Annotated in this window: 14 protein-coding genes, 9 tRNA genes and 3 rRNA genes; 23 read left to right on the top strand and 3 right to left on the bottom strand. The window is 39.6% G+C overall.

The window, feature by feature from the left end; all coding sequences use genetic code 11:
• Window positions 1-156 precede the first annotated feature (156 nt).
• From tagD to LGQ02_RS18290, 8 genes are all read left to right on the top strand, one after another.
• Window positions 157-555, top strand: coding sequence for a glycerol-3-phosphate cytidylyltransferase (tagD, locus tag LGQ02_RS18325; RefSeq protein WP_226515724.1), 399 nt, complete (start codon window positions 157-159; stop codon window positions 553-555).
• Window positions 556-572: 17 nt separating this feature from the next.
• On the top strand, window positions 573-1,778 hold the full coding sequence (locus LGQ02_RS18320) for a CDP-glycerol glycerophosphotransferase family protein (protein ID WP_226515723.1): 1,206 nt from the start codon (window positions 573-575) through the stop codon (window positions 1,776-1,778).
• Entirely contained in the window at window positions 1,750-2,931 is a 1,182-nt protein-coding gene (locus tag LGQ02_RS18315; protein ID WP_226515722.1) for a CDP-glycerol glycerophosphotransferase family protein, read from the top strand. The genes LGQ02_RS18320 and LGQ02_RS18315 overlap by 29 nt, the downstream gene beginning before the upstream one ends.
• 197 nt (window positions 2,932-3,128) lie before the next feature.
• A complete protein-coding gene (locus tag LGQ02_RS18310; protein WP_226515721.1) occupies window positions 3,129-3,950 on the top strand; it encodes an ABC transporter permease in 822 nt (273 codons plus the stop codon).
• A gap of 17 nt (window positions 3,951-3,967) precedes the next feature.
• Window positions 3,968-4,750, top strand: a complete 783-nt coding sequence (gene tagH / locus LGQ02_RS18305; protein ID WP_226515720.1) for a teichoic acids export ABC transporter ATP-binding subunit TagH — start codon at window positions 3,968-3,970, stop codon at window positions 4,748-4,750.
• A 208-nt stretch (window positions 4,751-4,958) separates the two neighbouring features.
• Window positions 4,959-5,696, top strand: coding sequence for a WecB/TagA/CpsF family glycosyltransferase (locus LGQ02_RS18300; RefSeq protein WP_226515719.1), 738 nt, complete (start codon window positions 4,959-4,961; stop codon window positions 5,694-5,696).
• A gap of 236 nt (window positions 5,697-5,932) precedes the next feature.
• Complete coding sequence (locus tag LGQ02_RS18295) at window positions 5,933-7,003, top strand: glycosyltransferase family 4 protein (protein WP_226515718.1); 1,071 nt, start codon at window positions 5,933-5,935, stop codon at window positions 7,001-7,003.
• Window positions 7,004-7,131: 128 nt separating this feature from the next.
• Complete coding sequence (locus LGQ02_RS18290; RefSeq protein WP_226515717.1) at window positions 7,132-9,183, top strand: S8 family serine peptidase; 2,052 nt, start codon at window positions 7,132-7,134, stop codon at window positions 9,181-9,183.
• 23 nt (window positions 9,184-9,206) lie between these two features.
• Here the strand turns inward: LGQ02_RS18290 and LGQ02_RS18285 are convergent, their stop codons facing one another.
• Window positions 9,207-9,854: a hypothetical protein gene (locus LGQ02_RS18285; protein ID WP_226515716.1), complete on the bottom strand. Its 648-nt coding sequence runs from the start codon at window positions 9,852-9,854 to the stop codon at window positions 9,207-9,209.
• Between the two features lie 268 nt (window positions 9,855-10,122).
• Window positions 10,123-11,139 carry an LCP family glycopolymer transferase gene (locus LGQ02_RS18280; RefSeq protein WP_226515715.1) on the bottom strand — a complete coding sequence of 339 codons (1,017 nt, stop codon included), beginning with the start codon at window positions 11,137-11,139 and terminating at the stop codon, window positions 10,123-10,125.
• Between the two features lie 324 nt (window positions 11,140-11,463).
• Here LGQ02_RS18280 and LGQ02_RS18275 point away from each other — a divergent pair, with 324 nt between their 5' ends.
• Window positions 11,464-12,396 carry a hypothetical protein gene (locus LGQ02_RS18275; protein ID WP_226515714.1) on the top strand — a complete coding sequence of 311 codons (933 nt, stop codon included), beginning with the start codon at window positions 11,464-11,466 and terminating at the stop codon, window positions 12,394-12,396.
• Window positions 12,397-12,629: 233 nt separating this feature from the next.
• Here LGQ02_RS18275 and LGQ02_RS18270 read toward each other — a convergent pair whose 3' ends face one another.
• Window positions 12,630-13,265, bottom strand: coding sequence for a YigZ family protein (locus tag LGQ02_RS18270; RefSeq protein ID WP_226515713.1), 636 nt, complete (start codon window positions 13,263-13,265; stop codon window positions 12,630-12,632).
• 364 nt (window positions 13,266-13,629) lie between these two features.
• On the opposite strand from LGQ02_RS18270, the gene LGQ02_RS18265 reads away from it, so the two are divergent.
• From LGQ02_RS18265 to LGQ02_RS18200, 14 genes are all read left to right on the top strand, one after another.
• Entirely contained in the window at window positions 13,630-14,757 is a 1,128-nt protein-coding gene (locus tag LGQ02_RS18265) for a sensor histidine kinase (RefSeq protein WP_226515712.1), read from the top strand.
• A 134-nt stretch (window positions 14,758-14,891) separates the two neighbouring features.
• A complete protein-coding gene (locus LGQ02_RS18260) occupies window positions 14,892-15,593 on the top strand; it encodes a response regulator transcription factor (protein ID WP_226515711.1) in 702 nt (233 codons plus the stop codon).
• 748 nt (window positions 15,594-16,341) lie between these two features.
• Window positions 16,342-17,896: ribosomal RNA gene (locus tag LGQ02_RS18255) — 16S ribosomal RNA — on the top strand.
• 432 nt (window positions 17,897-18,328) lie between these two features.
• A 23S ribosomal RNA gene (locus LGQ02_RS18250) occupies window positions 18,329-21,264 on the top strand.
• 68 nt (window positions 21,265-21,332) lie between these two features.
• A 5S ribosomal RNA gene (gene rrf, locus LGQ02_RS18245) occupies window positions 21,333-21,449 on the top strand.
• Together the 16S, 23S and 5S rRNA genes with 9 tRNA genes alongside form the textbook arrangement of a ribosomal RNA operon.
• A gap of 49 nt (window positions 21,450-21,498) precedes the next feature.
• Window positions 21,499-21,574 (top strand) — tRNA-Ala (locus LGQ02_RS18240).
• Between the two features lie 35 nt (window positions 21,575-21,609).
• Window positions 21,610-21,686: transfer RNA gene (locus LGQ02_RS18235), tRNA-Met, on the top strand.
• A 9-nt stretch (window positions 21,687-21,695) separates the two neighbouring features.
• A tRNA-Ser gene (locus LGQ02_RS18230) sits at window positions 21,696-21,788 on the top strand.
• Between the two features lie 11 nt (window positions 21,789-21,799).
• A tRNA-Asp gene (locus tag LGQ02_RS18225) sits at window positions 21,800-21,875 on the top strand.
• A gap of 170 nt (window positions 21,876-22,045) precedes the next feature.
• Window positions 22,046-22,130 (top strand) — tRNA-Tyr (locus LGQ02_RS18220).
• A gap of 6 nt (window positions 22,131-22,136) precedes the next feature.
• Window positions 22,137-22,210, top strand: a tRNA-Trp gene (locus LGQ02_RS18215).
• Window positions 22,211-22,226: 16 nt separating this feature from the next.
• A tRNA-His gene (locus LGQ02_RS18210) sits at window positions 22,227-22,302 on the top strand.
• A gap of 13 nt (window positions 22,303-22,315) precedes the next feature.
• Window positions 22,316-22,390 (top strand) — tRNA-Gln (locus LGQ02_RS18205).
• Between the two features lie 5 nt (window positions 22,391-22,395).
• Window positions 22,396-22,470, top strand: a tRNA-Gly gene (locus LGQ02_RS18200).
• Window positions 22,471-22,481 lie beyond the last annotated feature (11 nt).

Below are 22,481 nucleotides of genomic sequence, written 5' to 3'. Positions count from 1 at the left end.
GAACGATGAGTAAAATATTTAACTACACTAATTTCAATGATATTGTATATTGTATACTTTATATAATATCATTAAACCAGCATCAATGAAGGATGCTATTGGTCATATTTCTAATAAGGACTTTTTGGTAATTTTTTTATTGGGGGGATGGACGTTATGATTAAAGTAATTACGTATGGAACGTTTGATTTGTTGCATTGGGGACATATAAACATTTTAAAACGGGCAAAGGAGTATGGTGATTATTTAATTGTAGCAATTTCAACGGATGAATTTAATCAATTGAAGAATAAAAAAGCATACTACACTTATGAACATCGAAAGGTAATATTAGAAGCTGTAAAGTATGTTGATGAAGTCATTCCAGAAAAAACGTGGGACCAAAAAGTGGAAGATGTTAAGAAACATCATGTTGATGTGTTTGTTATGGGGGATGACTGGCAAGGGAAGTTTGACTTTTTGAAGGAATACTGTGAAGTCATTTATTTGCCAAGAACTGAAGGAATCTCAACGACAAAAATAAAAAAAGAACTAATGGGTAATGACCCGAGTTAACTTGAAAGGTGTATGTAATGTTCATTAAGGACTTATTAGGTGAGTTATATTCGTATGCAGTTTTTTTATTAACGTCGATCTTTAAATTGTTCCCTACGAAGAAAAAAGTGACTTATGTTTCTAGTTTTGGGGATAATTATTTCTATTTATATAAGGAAGCAAATGAAAAATTTTCGGAATATGAACATGTTCTTGTCGTGAAGCCTAGAGTTAAAAAAGATTACGATGAAAGAGGGATTAAGTACCATTTATTTGAAACGAAAAATTTGAAAGATTGGATAGTATCTTTTTATCATATTACGACCTCAGAGTATGTGATTGTTGATAATTACTTTGCATTTTTGAGTGGCATGAATTTTAAAAAGGGAACAGAGTGTGTTCAAATTTGGCATGCAGCAGGAGCGGTAAAAAAGTTTGGCTTAGAGTCGAGTGAGAATAAAGAACGGTCAGCTATTGCTAAAAGAAGATTCAGAAAAGTATACAGTAAATTTCACAAAATCGTAATAGGTTCAGAGAACATGAAGGAAGTATATAAAGGTGCTTTTGAAGTTGAAGGGGATCGTTTTTTAAAGACGGGCATTCCGAGGACTGATCTTTTTTTTAATGAAGACGAGATCAAATATTATCAGCAAGTACTGTATAAAAAATATCCAATTCTTAAAGAGAAAAAGGTATTATTGTATGCCCCAACATTTCGAAGTGGAAAATTGGATGATCAAAAAATTCCTCTCGATATCGAATTAATGCATAAATGGTTAAAGGATAGGTATGTACTGGCAGTTAAACTTCATCCGTCAGTACAGCACATTCATACTCCGTCTAATGACTTTATAATGGACTTATCAACAGAAAACATAAACCATTTACTACTAGTGACAGATATGCTCATTACAGATTATTCTTCATTACCTTTTGAATTTGCTTTAAGAAATAAACCGATGATCTTTTATCCTTATGATTTTGAGCAGTATAGTGAAGATATAGGGTTTTGTTTTGATTATCATGAAGAAGTACCAGGACCGGTTGTAAAAAGTACCGAGGAATTATTAGTGAAGATTCATGAATTAGAGGACAATGTAAACTTAAGTAATATAAAATCATTTTCTGATGCGTGGAATGAATACTCTACAGGGGATGCATCGAAGAAATTAATTTCTTATATGAAAGATGAACCTTATGAAATGAAAGGGATTTATGATGAAAAAGTTTCTGCAAAAAATTAAAAGAAGTGCAATAATTAAAGCTGCTTATAAATTATTATTTATATTTGCGGGAATGTTACCAAAGAAGAGACATGTCGTTATTTTCGAAAGCTTCTTAGGTAAGCAATATAGCTGTAACCCTAGAGCAATTTATGAATATTTACAAAAGAAATATCCTAAATATGAATGTTATTGGAGTATTGACCCCCGGTATTCAAAGAACTTTGAAGGATTTCAATTAAAAGTCCTTAACCGTTTCTCATTAAAGTGGTTATATCTAATGGCTAGATCTAAATATTGGGTATCTAACAGCAGATTGCCTATATGGATTCCGAAACCAAAGAAGACAACTTATCTCCAAACTTGGCATGGTACCCCTTTAAAAAAATTAGGTATTGATATTGATGAAGTGCATATGCCTGGAACAAAAACGGAAAAATATAAAAAGAACTTCCAAAATGAATCAAGTCGTTGGGACTATCTTGTTTCACCAAATCCATACTCATCAAGTATTTTCCCTAGGGCTTTTGGCTTTAATGGTACATTAATTGAAAGTGGTTATCCAAGGAATGATTTCTTATTGAATCATACGACACAAGATATTGAAACCATACGAAATAAAATAGGAATACCTGACAACAAAAAAGTGCTGTTATATGCGCCTACATGGAGAGATGATGAATATCATTCTGTAGGAAAGTACAAATTTTTACTACAGCTTGACCTTGAGAAAATGAAAAAACAAATAGGGGAAGAATGGGTTATTGTGTTAAGGTTACATTATTTAGTTGCAGATAGGCTTGATATTTCTTCGTACGGCGATTTTATCATTGATGCATCCAATCATACTGATATTCGCGAATTATATGTCATCGCTGACATGTTAATGACTGATTACTCCTCTGTATTTTTTGATTACGCAATTTTACAAAGGCCGATATTATTTTTCGTTTATGACTTACAAAAGTACAAAGACAAGCTGAGAGGGTTTTATTTTGATTTTGAAAGCCAAGCACCTGGACCGCTATTAAAATCAACAGATGAAGTTTTGGAACATATAAATAAAAATAAAGATGATCTGTTAGATGGATTTGACAGCAATTTTAGCCAACAGTTTATTTCATTAGAAGATGGACAAGCTTCTAGGCGTGTCGTTGATCAAATTTTTAAATAAAGTATTTTAGGGAATTAAAGTAAGGTCATCCTGAGCTATGATGATCTTCTTTTTCATGGCTACTTTGCTAAATGAAAGGGTATACTATTATGGTGAATTATTCTATTGCATCTCCTATTGTTTTTGTAGGCAAGAGTTTAGTATAATTTTAGAGTGTTTGTAGTAGCGGAAGCAGACTTACTAGAAAGGAATTGCTTATGAAATCTGCATTATTAGTGATTCAAGAACAGGTAAAGCATTTTTATTTGATCCGGAGATTATCCTTATATGAAATGAAGAGTTCAAACAATAATAACTACTTAGGAATGGCATGGGAGGTCATAAACCCTCTTATACAAATTCTTATTTACTGGTTTGTCTTTGGTTACGGTATTAGACAAAGAGAAGCTATAGAAGTAGCAGAAGGAATGCAAGTGCCTTTTTTACAGTGGATGCTACCAGGTATCATTGTTTGGTTTTTCTTTTTTCAATCGACAATACAAGGGTCCAAGTCGATTTACACTCGTTTGAGGATGTTATCTAAGATGAACTTTCCAATGAGTGTTATACCTAACATTGTGATATTTTCTCAATTTTATATTCATTTAGTGTTAATTTTTATTACGATTATCGTGCTGAACTTAACAGGGTATACGATAAGTGTTTACTATTTACAAACTATATACTTCATTTTTGCAACATTTGCTTTTACTTATGCTTTGTCATTAATTATGTCGACTCTCGCGACAATCATTCGAGATGTACAAATGTTTTTACAGGCGACATTAAGGTTATTATTATATTTGTCAGCAATTCTATGGCCGCTTACAATGCTGCCAGAAAATGTACAAACATTGATGAAGATAAACCCTTTATATTATTTAGTTGAAGGGTATCGTACAAGCTTTTTAGGTGTAGAATGGTATTTTATTGTTCATTGGCAGTATACGCTGTATTTTTGGTCCCTAACGATTGTACTCTTTATCATTGGCGCGAGTTTACACATTAAATTTAGAAGACATTTTATTGATTTTATATAAGTTTGGATGGGACAATTATGGATAAAGCAATTATTATTAAAAACCTAACAAAGAAATATAAATTATACTCGAAGTCGTCAGAAAGAGTCCTTGATATTATTCTTCCTAAGAGCTACGGGAAAGACTTTTATGCATTAAACAATGTGGATTTCGAAGCGAATAAGGGCGATGTTGTCGGCTTTGTTGGAATTAATGGTTCAGGAAAATCCACATTATCCAATATTATTGCGGGGATTATTCCAGAGACCTTTGGAAAGGTACAAATAAATGGGAAATCTGCACTTATTGCTGTAGCTTCAGGATTAAAGGGAGATTTATCAGGGCGTGATAATATTGAGCTAAAATGTTTGATGCTTGGATTTTCAAAAAAGGAAATCAAAACGATGGAAGATGATATTATAGAGTTTGCAGAGCTCGAAGAATTTATTGACCAGCCTGTTAAATCATATTCAAGCGGGATGAAATCGAGGTTAGGATTTGCTATTTCTGTAAATATTAATCCGGACATTTTAGTTATTGATGAGGCCCTGTCGGTGGGAGATAAGTCATTTGCTGAAAAGTGTTTGAATAAAATGAATGAGTTTAAAGCACAAGGAAAAACGATGATTTTTGTCAGCCATTCACTAGGTCAAATGAAAGAGTTTTGTGATCAAATTCTTTGGTTAGAATTTGGACAAGTGAAAGAATATGGTCCCGTCGAGGAAGTTTTGCCACAATATAAAGCCTTTTTAAAGGAATATAAAGACATGTCCAAAAAGGAAAGGAAAGCCTACCGTAAAAAAGCGATAAGCGGATCTTAATTCTTATTGTATAGGTTTAGTTGGAGGGTACATGCGCTACCGTCGATTTGGGAAACTCCCCTCGTAACATAATGGTAGTAATTTAAAATCCTGTTAAAGTGGAAAGAATATAGTGATAGAAGAAATTACCTTTATATTTCCTTGTCAAATTGTTATATGATTAGACGAGATGATTTGATTGTAAAATATAATTAAAGAGATGGTATTCATGGAAAGTATTAATATTCTAGGACTGAAAATCTCTAAACTAACACAACAGCAAACGGTGATGAAGATTTTATCATCTGTTCAAAGGAAAAAACGTATGTTTGTAGTTACAGCTAATCCCGAAATTGTTATGTGTGCTCATGAAGAAGAAGATTACTACCGTATTCTCCAAACTGCAGACATCATCACCCCTGATGGAATAGGGGTTGTGAAGGGAGCAAGGATACTGGGGGAAAGAATTCCCGAACGCGTCGCAGGGTATGATTTGTTTCTGAAGCTTTTAAAAGAAGCAAATGAAAAAGAATTATCGATTTATTTATTAGGTGCCAAAGAGATTGTTTTGGCTAAATCTGTTGATGTGATAAAAAAGGACTTTCCGAATGTAAATATCGTGGGACATCATCATGGTTATTTCAATTTACACGATGAGACAATTGTCAACGAAATTAAGGATAAAAATCCTGATTTTGTGTTTGTAGCATTAGGCTTCCCGAGACAAGAGGAGTGGATTTCGAGACATATATCCAACTTTGAGAAGGGAGTCTTTATTGGACTAGGTGGAAGCTTTGATGTGATTGCAGGTGAAACGTTGCGTGCACCAGATATTTGGATTAAGTTAAATGTAGAGTGGTTGTACAGGTTAATAAAACAGCCATCAAGGTGGCGAAGGATGCTGTCTCTTCCGCATTTTATTATTAAAGTTTTAGGACAAAAGTTAAAAAATCAGAAAAATCATTAGGCGCAATTAGAAAAAGAAAACAGTAACCTCAAGTTTTGGGGTTACTGTTAATTATTGTGGACCTCAGTTGAATTTTTTCGCTTTATGTTATAAAACAATGAAACATTTCTGATAGATAGATCGTCTAATAGTATGTAAATGTAAAATATATGTAGATTGTTAAGTTTTTGTTTTGTATAATTAGTATTTGGGTAAAGTTTTTTAACGTTTTTAAATGTACGGTTAGAGGTGAGCCGATGAGTTTGATATTTGCTATTATTATGACCTTAATTTTATCTTTAACAATAACACCATTAATTATAAAAGTTGCACTAAAATTAGGCGCAGTGGATCAGCCGTCTAGCCGGAAAGTTCATCAAAAAGCGATGCCAAGGTTAGGTGGTTTAGCAATTTTCCTTAGTTTTGTAGCTGGGATAAGTTTTATTCACCCTTATGATCCTTTTCACTATTCCATTATTGTTGGGGCAACTATTATTATTGCAATTGGTATATTAGACGACTTCATTGAGTTATCGGCAAAAATGAAAGTCGTTGGTCAGCTTGTTGCAGCATTGACGGTAGTTGCTTATGGAGGATTAAAGATTGAATTTGTAAACCTTCCATTCGGTGGAGTGTGGGAATTTGGAATTTTTAGTATCCCAATTACGATTTTTTGGATTTTAACATTGACAAATGCGATTAATCTTATTGATGGTTTAGATGGTTTAGCTGGAGGCGTTTCAGCAATTGGACTTGTTTCCTTATCTGTTATGGCCTTTATGATGGGGAACGAGTATGTCATGATTGTTTCTTTAATACTATTATTTAGTGTTTTAGGCTTCCTTGTTTTTAATTTTTATCCAGCTAAGATATTTATGGGAGATACAGGAGCATTATTTTTAGGCTACATGTTTGCAGTCTTATCAATATTAGGTTTTAAAAATGTAACAGTGATTTCTTTTATTATCCCAATCCTTATTTTAGGATTGCCGCTTTCTGATACAATTTTTGCTATTATCCGGCGTGTGAAAAATAAAACTCCTTTTTACGTTCCAGACCGATCACATATTCATCATTGTTTTCTCGACTTAGGATTTTCGCACAGACAAACTGTTTTAATTATATATGGAGTAAGTGCATTTTTTGGATCGATTGCGATTTTATTCTCAATGGCGACGATTACAGGAGCGATTATCATTGCTCTTTTAGTCATCCTAATGATTGAAGTTTTTGCGGAAGCCCTTGGTTTAGTGAGTAATAACTATAGACCACTGTTAAACTTTTGGTCTCATAATATCGTAAAAAACAAACGGAAAGATACGATTTAGCATAAAGCATAATTTGCTTTATGCTTTTTTTTTTTTACTTTTCTATTAATTATATATTTTTTCATGTATTCTACTAATAGATCGGATTTTCTATAAATTTGTCAAAGAGGGAAGAGAGTTGTTGAGAAATGCTAGATGTTAAGCGGTTATGGACAATCGTTTTCGGTGTATTGCTATTCCTATTTGCTTCTCCATTAAATGTTTTTGGAGAAAACTCACAAATGGATGAGGTATTTGTTGTTTATAAAAATGAAGCTGGTAAAAACCTCATAAAAGAAGTGGTAGATGAGATTTTATATGAATTTGAATCAATTTCTGCACTAATGGTATCTATAGACAAAGAGTTAATTTATGAAGTTTTATTAGATCCAAATATTGCGCATGTTGAACAAAATAGTGAAGTTAAAGTAAATGAAGGTGACATTCATGTTTTGCCTAAATCACAAATCATAAATGAGCCTTCACATAGTGGTTTGCAATGGAATTTAAAAGCAATTAATGCAGAGAATGCATGGGAAGATCAACTCTCAGGCGAGGGTGTTAAAGTTGCCGTTGTTGATACTGGTATAATGGACCATTCAGACTTAGAGGTGAGTGGCGGAATTTCAACTGTTGGTTATACGAATTCATGGACAGATGATAACGGACATGGAACGCATGTTGCTGGGATCATTGGAGCAGCGGATAATTATGGGATTGGAGGAATTGCACCCAATGCAGAGTTATTTGCTGTCAAAGCTTTAGATCAATCAGGAAATGGGAACCTTGGAAGTATATTAGAAGGTATCGACTGGTCAATTAGTAACGGGATGGATATTATAAATTTTAGTATAGGCAGTGAAAAGTCATCTATCGTTTTAGAAGAAATGTTAAAAACTGCATATAATGAAGGGGTTTTGCTCGTATCTTCGAGTGGAAACAGTGGAACTGAAGAAGGAGACGACAATAATGTCAAATATCCGGCAAAGGACGAATCAGTGATTGCCGTCGGAGCAGTAGATAATCATTTAAAACGTGCAAGTTTTTCTTCAACAGGTGGAGAGGTAGAATTCTCTGCACCAGGAGTCGATATTATTAGTACATACTTATGGAACCAATATGCTTCTGCTAATGGTACTTCTTTCGCTGCACCGCATGTTTCTAGCATGTTAGCTTTATTAGTAGAAAAGTATCCCCAAAAAAATAATAAAGAACTTCGTGATCTTTTAAAAAATTATATGCTCGATTTAGGTGAGAAGGGTAAGGACAGTTTGTATGGCTATGGCTTTCCAAGGTATACTCCAAATATATCGCGAATTGACGGTGCGAATTTATATGAAACGTCAGCGTTAATCAGTAGTAAGGGCTGGGATCACTCCGAAGTTGTTATCTTAGCTCGAGGTGATCGTTTTTCAGATGCATTAGCTGGTGTTCCTCTTGCTGCTCTATACGATGCTCCAGTCATTTTAACTCGTAATGATCGACTTGATCCTGTTACAAGAAAAGAAATAGAAAGACTGGATGCTAAGGAAGTAATTATTTTGGGAGGACATCTTGCAATTGAGGATGATGTAGAAGAGTCTTTAAAGGAGATTAATGGATTATCTGTCAGAAGGATTGCTGGAGACAACCTTCATGTTACTGCTGAAATGATCGCTCATGAAGTTGCGCCTGGTGGGTCTAGTAAGGCAATCATTGTTAGTGATAATAGGTTCCAAGATGCACTCTCAGTTGCGTCATATGCTGGCGCAGGAGGAATCCCGATCTTGTTAGCTAATACCAATGAGCTTCCCCAAGCGACTATAAGAGCATTGCAGGAATTAAATGTACAAGAAACCCTCGTAATTGGCGGTGAGATGGCTATCTCAGAAGAAGTGTTTGAAAAACTACCAGTCACTCATAAAACACGTTTAGGTGGAAAAACGATGTATGATACAAATGTGTTGTCGTTTGAATACTTTAAACCAAACAAGAATAATACATTTATCGCTACTTCAGAGCGTTTTCCAGATGGATTATCGGGGGCAGCTCTTGCAGCAAGAGACAATACTAGTGTTATTATTGTTGGCGATTCGGTAAGAGATATCACTCAAAATAAACTATCTACCATCCCGTTTGGACAAATAAATGTGTTAGGTGGAGAGCTAGCAATTAATGACCATGTATTTAGCGAAGTTAAAAGGACATTAAATATAGAATAATATGAAAAACAGCTGATAACTTGTCAGCTGTTTTTCTCCAATTTTATTAACTCTTTATATTTTATCCTTTTCTCTAGGGAATTTTGCTCCCATTTTATGAGACCGATTTCTTCAGCGATATAGAAGTAATCCGTTTCAATTTCTTCATGGTCATAAGATCTTTTTATTTTATAAACATGATCAAGTGTTCCGAAAGGGGCTCTGTAATTTTCTATAATATCTAATACTTCGTATGTTTCTGTTAAAGATGAACTTAGGGCAGCATCTAAGCTAGTGACTGTCCATGTTTTTCCTTCGTTTAAAGGTTTTTGCAATTCAATTTGATTTCTATTGTTGGTAACTAATCGAAGAATTGTCAGATCAGCGCCCTCGGCTGATACAAATGGTACTTCTCCACCGGATTCGAATGTCGCTATTCCTTGTAAAAAACTTTCAGACTCTTCAACTTTTCCTACTAATTCTTCCTCTGCTTCAGATGAATCGATAGATCGGAATTGGATATCAATTGTTAACTCAGTACTTGGATAATTATATGTGTATATAGAGCCGGGTTGTGGGAGGAATCTTTTGTTATTTTTATCTGAATTTATTAGCTCTAATACGACTACCCCTAATATAACAGCTAATGCAACAAACAGTGTTGCAAGTTTCACATTATTAATATGAATCACTTCTTTCTTGAATAATAGGTTCCGTTCGAAGAAAATAACTATACTATTAGCTCTACTAGTCTAATGTACATTATTTATCGAAAATAACCCTTATTTTATGTCAAGGTTGCTTTCAAAAAAATGAATTTATGGAATGAACTTTATAATTTATATTCGAATTAAATTGAAAATCGTAGGGAATCGTTTACTTGAGAAAAAAAGTTCAAATAAGAACTTTATGAAAAAGCTCCCTGATATCATTCTAACACCAAGGAGCTTTCTGTTAATTTTAATTGTTATTTTTGCTTTCGGTGTCTGCATTACTGTCTGCTGGATTTTCGAGGTCTAGATGCTGACGTAATTCCTTACTTATTGTGTTAACCGATTCTTCTCTTAACTGATAATAAAAAATTCCATTTAGCCTTGTATTATCACCTTCAAAGCTAAGCTGATCAATGTTATTTAATTTCGGAGCATAGCTATGAAGACTCACTAAATCAGTAAATGATAAGTTCATTTTCATATGATTTTCAATACTATCTAGGATATCATTGAACCTTGTAATGGAACTAAATGATGCCCCTTTATTAATAAGTGCTTCTAAAATTTGTTTTTGACGATCGCCACGACCTAAGTCACCTCTAGGATCTTGCTTCCTCATACGAGCGTATGCAAGGGCTTCTTCACCGCTTAAAGTTTGAATCCCTTCTTCTATTGCAATGGCTCCTTTACGGTCTTCGCTATCCATTTCTGTAAATGAGAATGGAACATCTACTTCAACACCACCAAGTGTATTAATGATTTCCATAAAAGCTGTAAAGTTGAGTGTTACGAAGTAATCGACTGGAACATTTAATAAATTTTCAACAGTGTCAATTGTAAGGTCAATTCCCCCGAAGGCGTGAGCGTGATTGATCTTGTCTTGTCCTCGGCCTGGAATTTCAACTAGTGAATCACGAGGGATGTTTAGTAACTTGACTGTGCCTTCTTCTTCATTAAAAGTTGCTAAAAGCATAGCATCTGTTCTACCACTTAAGTTTCCTGTGCGATCATCTACACCGAGGAAAAGGATGGAAATACTATCTTTACTTGGAGTAACTGCTTCTTCTCGTATATCAGAACGATCGCCTCGCTCAAGGTCTAATTGAGCACTGCTTGTAACATCGTGCATTTTATGAGCCATATATGCTGCTACTGAACCTAATACTAAAAAAGTAACAAAGAAGAAAATACCGAATGTTTTCCACGTTCGCCTAAAACGAGATGTTTGTTTCTTCTTTTTTAGCTCTGTTCTTGAGTTAGTCATTCCAAAACTCCTTATAATAATGAATTCCCCGATGGGGTTATTATTCTATTATGTTATTAGACGAATTATTCAAATTTGAGGTTACACATTTCTCGAATAATCGCGTTTGTAACAGTATTATTTTACATTAGAATACAAGTTTCGTAAACGAAAAGGTGAGAAAAGTAAAAAAGTGTCATATGTGCTATCTTTTTTCTTTTTAAGTTTCTTTAAATTAAAATAAATTTATGTTTTAAAAGTTTTAAAAGTAGGGTAATTAAGGTTTGAATAGGATTTCGCTTTATTTTGAGTATATGAAATTGTTGTGCCAAGCGGAGGGATTCGATGAGTGAAAAAAATGGCACTATTATTACCCAAGTAGATGAGGACGCTGAAGGTATTAAAGTGGGGGATTGTGACCATACGGGAGTAGGGCGTCAATGTATGAGGTTTCGATCGCGATTGGTGAATAAAGACATTGAAATGAACATTACCTGTAATCGCTCAAAGATTCTGCGGGAACTTCCCCTACCCTGCTGGTATCATCAAGAAGTCGTTCATAATCAATATAATCAACAGTCAAGTGAAATGATGAGTCACTCAATCTTCAATTCTTTAAATGGAATAGTATCAAATTTTGCTAAAAATGCTAATGATCGCTCTTGGGATAAAAATACCGAAAGGCTCATGCAGCAAGTGAGTATGCGTTACGCCGATGAAGTGTTAAATGCTTTGACGCCTGTTTCAGGTATGCTTCAACTAATGAAAGAAGACGAGTTGTCAGTTCATGATTTTGAAAATTTGATTAAAGAATCTCAAAAAGAAGTCGCAAAAAGTAAAAGCTACATTCAAGATTTTCTAATCCTGAACCATCCGAGTTCGACAGAAAAAGACTGGATATGTGTTTGCGAGCTTTATGGTTTCGTAAAACAGTCAGTTCAAGAGCATACCCCGGAATTTATAACACATATTCAATGGGAAGTGACGTATGAAGACCGTGAGCCCATTTTCGTTGATAAAAATAAAGTTCGGATGATTACCCAACTAATTGTGAAAAAATGGATGGATTTTATCGATCATACGAGTCCTCTAAAGATCAGTTTCTTAAAGAGAGAAGTTGGGAAACTGGAAATACGAATTAGCTCTGAGGCGAACCAATCCACCCAATCTATCGTAGATGATGAATTCGACTTTTACTGTCACCTTGTTGAGCGCCATTTAAAAGAAAACGACGGGAAACTCAAAGTGCACTGGCCAACCTTAACACTTGTATTATAAAAAGTTTTAACGGACACATCCCGCACAATTTTGTGAACATAATTGACATTCTGCATACTGCAGTTTAATGAAAATTTCATAGTAAAACGCTAAAGACAAATATGAGCTTGTCAGATGAGGATGGTTTTACGCATAAAAACAAATCAAAGTTTTGCACATAAGCTTTCGAAAAAAAGATAAGAGGATTACTTATTGCCTGACTGTCTTGGCACTTAAAGTTATCCTCTTCACTTTTATTTAACATCAACTTCTAAATAAGTAACGCCGTCTTGCTTTAATTCAGCTTGACCGCTTGTTAAGTTTGTCATGAATTCCTCAAAGGCTTCTTCTTCGCCTGTATTCACATACACTTCGATTTGTACATTTTCTAAGTAATGAATGTTTTCGATTAAATATGATGACGAACGGAGTGCATTTTCCACTTTTCCTAAAAAGTGATAATCCATTGACGCGATATATTTTTGCATTAACTTCCGTTCCACTACACCTGTTGCTGAAATTCCTTCAGAGGTAGCTGAGCCATATGCACGAATTAACCCGCCTGCACCTAACTTAATTCCACCAAAATAACGGGTGACAACAACAACAGTATCTTTGAGTTGGCGCTTCTTTAATACTTCAAGCATCGGAACCCCAGCTGTACCTGATGGTTCACCATCATCGTTTGCTTTTTGAATTTGGTCGTTTTCGCCAATCATATATGCCGAACAGTTGTGAGCTGCATTCCAATGCTCTTTTTTAATTTTTTCTATAAAAGTTTGGGCCTCTTCTTCTGTTGTGACGCGGTTCACATAAGCGATAAATCGTGACCTCTGGATAGATATTTCGTGTTCTCCATAACCTTTTACTGTGAAATAAGATGAAAGCATAACATCGCTCCTTATCTATGCGAAGACTAAGTATTTAAGATTTTGTGAAAATGACAAAAATTGTGCAAAATAAGTGGTTATTCGATATTTTTAGGGTATGATGGATATATAATACTGTCAAGAATGATGGGCTTTCGGGAAAAGTAGAGCAATTTTTCGACAAACTTAGGGAAATCCTTTATGATATTAACGAGGACAAGCTTACCAAAGTCCTATCCAATAATGAAATTTTCCCGAAAAAATCCGGGATTACCCCCATAATTAAGAACGATTGAACGATTCATATGGTGTGGAGGGTCAATAGGAGTAGGGCTCAAGTGAGAAAAAACGATTATCGAAATCAAAAGCGGGGATTCTAAATAACATGGATAAAACTTTAGAAACCATTGTAGAAAAAATGATAGAGACCGTTGACTCTAGTAAAGAGCAAATTTTCGAAATTGGAGAAGAGTCCCGTTTAGAATATGATCAACTAAAAAGTGAACTCCAGCAAGTGCAATCAAAAGTAGTTGAAGTGATTGATAAGCTGGAGAGGATGGAGCTCCACTCTCGTTTTGCCCGTAACCGCCTTGCTGAAGTAAGCAAAAACTTCAGTAAGTACTCTGATAAAGAAGTACGCGAAGCCTACGAGCAAGCAAATGATTACCAAGTACAATTAGCGGTTCTATCGCAAGAAGAAACGCAGCTTCGTCAGCGCAGAGATCAAATTGAACGGCGACTCATGAAATTAAAGGATACGGTTGAACGTTCAGAGGCACTTGTAAACCAAATCAATGTTGTCATGCATTATTTAACGGGTGACTTAAAGCAAGTTTCTGAAATGGTTGCAGATGCCGTTGAAATGCAAAAGCTAGGACTAAAAATTATCCAGGCACAAGAAGAAGAGCGTAAGCGGTTATCTAGAGAAATACATGATGGTCCAGCACAAATGATGGCGAACGTCATGCTTCGGTCTGAGCTTGTAGAAAAAATTTATGATGAAAAAGGAATAAACGCAGCGTTACAAGAGATTTCAGACTTGAGAAAAATGGTGAAAGATTCACTCGCTGAAGTCCGTCGTATCATATACGACCTGCGTCCGATGGCGCTTGATGATTTAGGTCTTATTCCAACACTTAGAAAGTATTTAACGAACTTTGCTGAACATACAGGCTTAAACATCTCCTTTAAAAATATGGGCAAAGAAAGAAGGTTGCCTTCAGAAATGGAAGTAGCTCTCTTTCGCTTTGTGCAAGAAGCTGCACAAAATGCTCATAAACATGCAAACCCAACAGAGTTACTTGTCAAAGTAGAACTGAAACCATCTCATGCGATCGTTATTATTAAAGACGACGGGAAAGGGTTTGATCCTTCGGTGAAAAAAGAAGGTTCGTTTGGGTTAATTGGAATGAAAGAGCGAGTGAATATGTTAGATGGGCAAATGAGTATTGATTCAAAACCTAACCGAGGGACCTTAATCATTGTTCAAATCCCAATAACGAGCAACGAGTAGTACGAAAGACCCAGAAGAAAAAAGCGATTTGACTTATGGACGAATCGAATGAATGTTCTGGTAAAATGAAAGGGTAAATACCCCTTAAGTCGAGCTGAATTTTTCAGGAACGCTATCCTGGAGGAGGAGAAAACATGAGTGAAGTAGAGAATCAAATCAAAATCGTATTAATTGATGACCACCAATTGTTTCGTGAAGGCGTAAAACGAATACTGTCTTTAGAGAAAAACATTGAAGTCGTTGCAGAAGGTAGTGACGGCGATGAGGTCCTTGACCTTGTTCGTGAACACCAGCCTGATGTCGTTTTAATGGATATTAATATGCCGAATGTGAATGGAGTCGAAGCAACAAAAACCTTAGTTGAAACATTTCCGAATGTAAAAGTACTGATTCTCTCTATTCATGACGATGAGGCATACGTGACACACGTTTTAAAAACAGGAGCTTCTGGTTACTTGTTGAAAGAGATGGATACAGAAGCGCTGCTAGAAGCAGTGAAAGTTGTAGGTGAAGGTGGAGCTTATATTCACCCGAAAGTAACGCATAACCTCATCTCTGAATATCGTCGTCTTGCTAATGATGATAAACCAGAAACAGAAGTCGGTTTCCGTGAAGTAGAATACCGTAGACCTCTACATTTACTAACTCGTCGTGAGTGTGAAGTGTTACAACTGATGACAGACGGTAAAAGTAATCGTTCGATTGGCGAGACGTTATATATTAGCGAAAAAACAGTGAAAAACCATGTAAGTAACATTTTGCAAAAAATGAATATGAATGACCGAACTCAAGCAGTTGTTGACGCAATTAAAAACGGCTGGGTAAAAGTGAATTAATATTATATAGAAGAAACTAAGTAAAAACACCTTAAGAGATCTCTAAGTACAGATAATCGTGTATTTAGAGATTTTCTTATTGGAATACATTATATAAGCGCTATACGATAGCGGGAAGACCCTTAAGGAGTAGTGAATTCTAAAAATAAATAGTACCCCGTAAATTTAGTTTCTTCTATTATATATGCGAGTAGTGATCGTCTAATATAAAATGTAGATAATGATTATTTGGTCTTTCCGTACCTAAAATGCCACTTGTCATTTAGAGGGTTCTGTGCTAAATTAATAAATCCCACGTGATTGAAGTGTTGTAGATAATTCAGTCAGAAGCTGATTGTCACTCCGTATCACATCGGGATAAAAAGAATAAATTATATCACAAAAATAGTTGCGTAGAATTTTACGTTATGATATGATTGTTCTTGTCGTTAAGGAAACAAACTTGTTCCTTTTCGATAAGGTAAATGATTTCATCTTTTTTTTGAAAAAAAGGTGTTGCATTTAAAGAGATAAGGCGTTATAATAAATTTTGTCGCTAACGAAGTGAAACACAATCTTCTGAAGTCGACAAAAAAACTTTTAAAAAGTTGTTGCGCAGAATTGATTATAGTGATACAATAATTCTTGTCGCTAAAACAGACAACAACGAAATGTTCCTTGAAAACTAAACAAAAAGCCAAGCGAAATGGGATATGAAAATATCCCGTCAATGAAATTTTTAAATGATGTCAGAGACATCAAACTCACTTTATTGGAGAGTTTGATCCTGGCTCAGGACGAACGCTGGCGGCGTGCCTAATACATGCAAGTCGAGCGGGCCAATTAAAAGTTTACTTTTATGAGGTCAGCGGCGGACGGGTGAGTAACACGTGGGCAACCTGCCTTACAGACTGGGATAACTCCGGGAAACCGGGGCTAATACCAGATGACCAATAGAGTCGCATGACTCTGTTGTAAAAGTTGGGATTTATCCTAACACTGTAAGATGGGCCCGCGGCGCATTAGCTAGTTGGTGAGGTAAGAGCTCACCAAGGCGACGATGCGTAGCCGACCTGAGAGGGTGATCGGCCACACTGGAACTGAGACACGGTCCAGACTCCTACGGGAGGCAGCAGTAGGGAATCATCCGCAATGGGCGAAAGCCTGACGGTGCAACGCCGCGTGAGTGATGACGGTCTTCGGATTGTAAAGCTCTGTTGTTAGGGAAGAACAAGTGCCGTTCGAATAGGGCGGCACCTTGACGGTACCTAACCAGAAAGCCCCGGCTAACTACGTGCCAGCAGCCGCGGTAATACGTAGGGGGCAAGCGTTGTCCGGAATTATTGGGCGTAAAGCGCGCGCAGGCGGTCTCTTAAGTCTGATGTGAAAGCCCACGGCTCAACCGTGGAGGGTCATTGGAAACTGGGGGACTTGAGTGTAGGAGAGGAAAGTGGAATTCCACGTGTAGCGGTGAAATGCGTAGATATGTGGAGGAACACCAGTGGCGAAGGCGACTTTCTGGCCTACAACTGACGCTGAGGCGCGAAAGCGTGGGGAGCAAACAGGATTAGATACCCTGGTAGTCCACGCCGTAAACGTTGAGTGCTAGGTGTTAGGGGTTTCGATGCCCTTAGTGCCGAAGTTAACACATTAAGCACTCCGCCTGGGGAGTACGGCCGCAAGGCTGAAACTCAAAGGAATTGACGGGGGCCCGCACAAGCAGTGGAGCATGTGGTTTAATTCGAAGCAACGCGAAGAACCTTACCAGGTCTTGACATCCTCTGACAACCCTAGAGATAGGGCTTTCCCCTTCGGGGGACAGAGTGACAGGTGGTGCATGGTTGTCGTCAGCTCGTGTCGTGAGATGTTGGGTTAAGTCCCGCAACGAGCGCAACCCTTGACCTTAGTTGCCAGCATTTAGTTGGGCACTCTAAGGTGACTGCCGGTGACAAACCGGAGGAAGGTGGGGATGACGTCAAATCATCATGCCCCTTATGACCTGGGCTACACACGTGCTACAATGGATGGTACAAAGGGCAGCGAGACCGCGAGGTTGAGCGAATCCCATAAAGCCATTCTCAGTTCGGATTGCAGGCTGCAACTCGCCTGCATGAAGCCGGAATTGCTAGTAATCGCGGATCAGCATGCCGCGGTGAATACGTTCCCGGGCCTTGTACACACCGCCCGTCACACCACGAGAGCTTGTAACACCCGAAGTCGGTGCGGTAACCTTTTGGAGCCAGCCGCCGAAGGTGGGACAGGTGATTGGGGTGAAGTCGTAACAAGGTATCCCTACCGGAAGGTGGGGATGGATCACCTCCTTTCTAAGGAGCTATTAGCTCATTACTTTATCGATCGTTTGCGCTTTTTGTTTAGTTTTGAGAGGTTATTTTTTATCTCTCAAGACGTAAGGATTTTAAGGAACTTCGGCTAAAGACATCGCGTCCTGCGATAACGCCGAAGCTAGCACATCCTGTGCGTCGTTGTTCTTTGAAAACTAGATAACAGATATAGACTGATTGATCTTCACCGGTTGTTTGAAACGAATTCAGTAATGGATTCGACAGAGTACAACCGAGTGTCTTAGAAGGTTAATATGACGCCATACGTGGTAAAACCAATTATGATATTGGTTTGCAAAGAGAACCGAGGAGTTCAAGGAAGCAAGTGATGAGAGGCCACAGCGTACAACATGTACGTGAGGATCTCGAAGATCGCAGCTGACGCAGAAATCCGATGGTTATCTGCCGCAAAGTGGTTAAGCTAGAAAGGGCGCACGGCGAATGCCTTGGCACTAGGAGCCGAAGAAGGACGGGACGAACACCGATATGCTCCGGGGAGCTGTAAGTAAGCTTTGATCCGGAGATTTCCGAATGGGGGAACCCACCACCTGTAATGAGGTGGTATCCATACCTGAATACATAGGGTATGAGAAGGCAGACCTGGGGAACTGAAACATCTTAGTACCCAGAGGAAGAGAAAGCAAATGCGATTTCCTGAGTAGCGGCGAGCGAAACGGAACTAGCCCAAACCAAGAGGCTTGCCTCTTGGGGTTGTAGGACACTCCATACGGAGTTACAAAGAAACGGAGTAGATGAAGCGACCTGGAAAGGTCCGCGGGACAAGGTAAAAGCCCTGTAGTCGAAACTTCGTTTCCTCCGGAGTGGATCCTGAGTACGGCGGGACACGTGAAACCCCGTCGGAATCTGGGAGGACCATCTCCCAAGGCTAAATACTCCCTAGTGACCGATAGTGAACCAGTACCGTGAGGGAAAGGTGAAAAGCACCCCGGGAGGGGAGTGAAAGAGATCTTGAAACCGTGTGCCTACAAGTAGTCGGAGCCCGTTAATGGGTGACGGCGTGCCTTTTGTAGAATGAACCGGCGAGTTACGATTACGTGCAAGGTTAAGTTGAAGAGACGGAGCCGCAGCGAAAGCGAGTCTGAATAGGGCGAATGAGTACGTGGTTGTAGACCCGAAACCGTGTGATCTACCCATGTCCAGGGTGAAGTCCAGGTAACACTGGATGGAGGCCCGAACCCACTCACGTTGAAAAGTGAGGGGATGAGGTGTGGGTAGGGGTGAAATGCCAATCGAACTCGGAAATAGCTGGTTCTCCCCGAAATAGCTTTAGGGCTAGCCTCGAGGGAAGAGTATTGGAGGTAGAGCACTGATTGGACTAGGGGTCCCCACAGGATTACCGAATTCAGTCAAACTCCGAATGCCAAATACTTATCCTCGGGAGTCAGACTGCGAGTGCTAAGATCCGTAGTCAAGAGGGAAACAGCCCAGACCATCAGCTAAGGTCCCCAAGTATACGTTAAGTGGAAAAGGATGTGGAGTTGCTTAGACAACCAGGATGTTGGCTTAGAAGCAGCCACCATTGAAAGAGTGCGTAATAGCTCACTGGTCGAGTGACTCTGCGCCGAAAATGTACCGGGGCTAAACGTATCACCGAAGCTATGGATTGTCCTTACGGACAGTGGTAGGGGAGCGTTCCAAGGGCGTTGAAGCTCAACCGAGAGGATGGGTGGAGCGCTTGGAAGTGAGAATGCCGGTATGAGTAGCGAAAAGAGGGGTGAGAATCCCCTCCGTCGAAAGCCTAAGGTTTCCTGAGGAAGGCTCGTCCGCTCAGGGTTAGTCGGGACCTAAGCCGAGGCCGAAAGGCGTAGGCGATGGAAAACAGGTTGAAATTCCTGTACCACCACGTCACCATTTGAGCAATGGGGGGACGCAGGAAGGTAGGGTAAGCACGGCATTGGATGTCCGTGTCCAAGCAGTTAGGCTGGTAAGTAGGTAAATCCGCTTACCGTAAGGCTGAGCTGTGATGGCGAGCGAAATTTTAGTAGCGAAGTTCCTGATCCTACACTGCCTAGAAAAGCCTCTAGCGAGGTGACTGGTGCCCGTACCGCAAACCGACACAGGTAGGCGGGAAGAGAATTCTAAGACGCGCGGGAGAACTCTCGTTAAGGAACTCGGCAAAATGACCCCGTAACTTCGGGAGAAGGGGTGCTCTATTAGGGTTTACGCCCGAGAGAGCCGCAGTGAATAGGCCCAAACGACTGTTTATCAAAAACACAGGTCTCTGCCAAGCCGCAAGGCGAAGTATAGGGGCTGACACCTGCCCGGTGCTGGAAGGTTAAGAGGAGGGGTTATCCCATTAGGGAGAAGCTCTGAATTGAAGCCCCAGTAAACGGCGGCCGTAACTATAACGGTCCTAAGGTAGCGAAATTCCTTGTCGGGTAAGTTCCGACCCGCACGAAAGGTGCAACGATTTGGGCACTGTCTCAACGAGAGACCCGGTGAAATTATATTACCTGTGAAGATGCAGGTTACCCGCGACAGGACGGAAAGACCCCATGGAGCTTTACTGTAGCTTGATATTGGATTTTGGTACAGCTTGTACAGGATAGGTAGGAGCCTTGGAAGCCGGAGCGCTAGCTTCGGTGGAGGCGTCGGTGGGATACTACCCTGGCTGTACTGGAATTCTAACCTCGGACCGTGATCCGGTTCAGGGACAGTGTCAGGTGGGCAGTTTGACTGGGGCGGTCGCCTCCTAAAAAGTAACGGAGGCGCCCAAAGGTTCCCTCAGAATGGTTGGAAATCATTCGCAGAGTGCAAAGGCATAAGGGAGCTTGACTGCGAGACATACAGGTCGAGCAGGGACGAAAGTCGGGCTTAGTGATCCGGCGGCACCGTATGGAAGGGCCGTCGCTCAACGGATAAAAGCTACCCTGGGGATAACAGGCTAATCTCTCCCAAGAGTCCACATCGACGGGGAGGTTTGGCACCTCGATGTCGGCTCATCGCATCCTGGGGCTGAAGTAGGTCCCAAGGGTTGGGCTGTTCGCCCATTAAAGCGGTACGCGAGCTGGGTTCAGAACGTCGTGAGACAGTTCGGTCCCTATCCGTCGCGGGCGTAGGAAATTTGAGAGGAGCTGTCCTTAGTACGAGAGGACCGGGATGGACACACCGCTGGTGTACCAGTTGTTCTGCCAAGAGCATAGCTGGGTAGCTACGTGTGGACGGGATAAGTGCTGAAAGCATCTAAGCATGAAGCCCCCCTCAAGATGAGATTTCCCATCACGTCAAGTGAGTAAGATCCCTCAGAGATGATGAGGTTGATAGGTCTCATGTGGAAGCGTGGCAACACGTGGAGCTGAGAGATACTAATCGATCGAGGGCTTAACCAAAGTATTACATTAACCTTCAGACCGAAGGTCGTCAGTCAAATGTTATCTAGTTTTGAAGGAATAAAAAGTCTGGTGGCGATAGCGAAGAGGTCACACCCGTACCCATGCCGAACACGGAAGTTAAGCTCTTCAGCGCCGATGGTAGTTGGGGGCTCTCCCCCTGTGAGAGTAGGACGCTGCCAGGCGAGGGAATGGGGCTAACATAGTTAGTCCCATTAACTTTGTGACATTTTTGGGGCCTTAGCTCAGATGGGAGAGCGCCTGCTTTGCACGCAGGAGGTCAGCGGTTCGATCCCGCTAGGCTCCACCAATTGATTTTTATCATTATCTTTGTTTTTATATTGTGGCGGTGTAGCTCAGCTGGCTAGAGCGTACGGTTCATACCCGTGAGGTCGTGGGTTCGACTCCCTCCGCCGCTACCAATATTATACGGAGGAGTACCCAAGTCCGGCTGAAGGGATCGGTCTTGAAAACCGACAGGGGCTTCACGGCCCGCGGGGGTTCGAATCCCTCCTCCTCCGCCATATATTTACCTGGTCCCGTGGTGTAGCGGTTAACATGCCTGCCTGTCACGCAGGAGATCGCGGGTTCGATTCCCGTCGGGACCGCCATTAAATTTATATTAAACTATTAAAAGATTCGTAGTATAATAATTTGGATTATTGTCTAGAATCAAGAAGGTAAGAAAGCAAGTGAAACAACGTATGAATGCACTTTAGTTCATGGGAAAAATGGAATCATAATTAGCTGACGAAAACAATTGCGGCTTATCCAAAAACGTGGAGGGGTAGCGAAGTGGCTAAACGCGGCGGACTGTAAATCCGCTCCCTCAGGGTTCGGGAGTTCGAATCTCTCCCCCTCCACCATTTTATAGGGGTATAGTTTAATGGTAAAACGAAGGTCTCCAAAACCTTTGATGTGGGTTCGATTCCTACTACCCCTGCCAATTTTTTAATTTTGTGGCGGTTGTGGCGAAGTGGTTAACGCACCGGATTGTGGTTCCGGCATTCGTGGGTTCGATTCCCATCAGCCGCCCCATATCATATATTAAAGGGCTATAGCCAAGCGGTAAGGCATCGGATTTTGATTCCGTGATTCGCAGGTTCGAATCCTGCTAGCCCTGCCATTTATGCGGAAGTAGTTCAGTGGTAGAACACCACCTTGCCAAGGTGGGGGTCGCGAGTTCGAATCTCGTCTTCCGCTCCATAAAAATTTTG

This window comes from Bacillus shivajii, from assembly GCF_020519665.1.
In the GTDB taxonomy this organism is placed as follows: Bacteria; Bacillota; Bacilli; order Bacillales; family Salisediminibacteriaceae; genus Bacillus_CA; species Bacillus_CA shivajii.
This window is presented reverse-complemented; position numbering and strand designations above follow the sequence as displayed.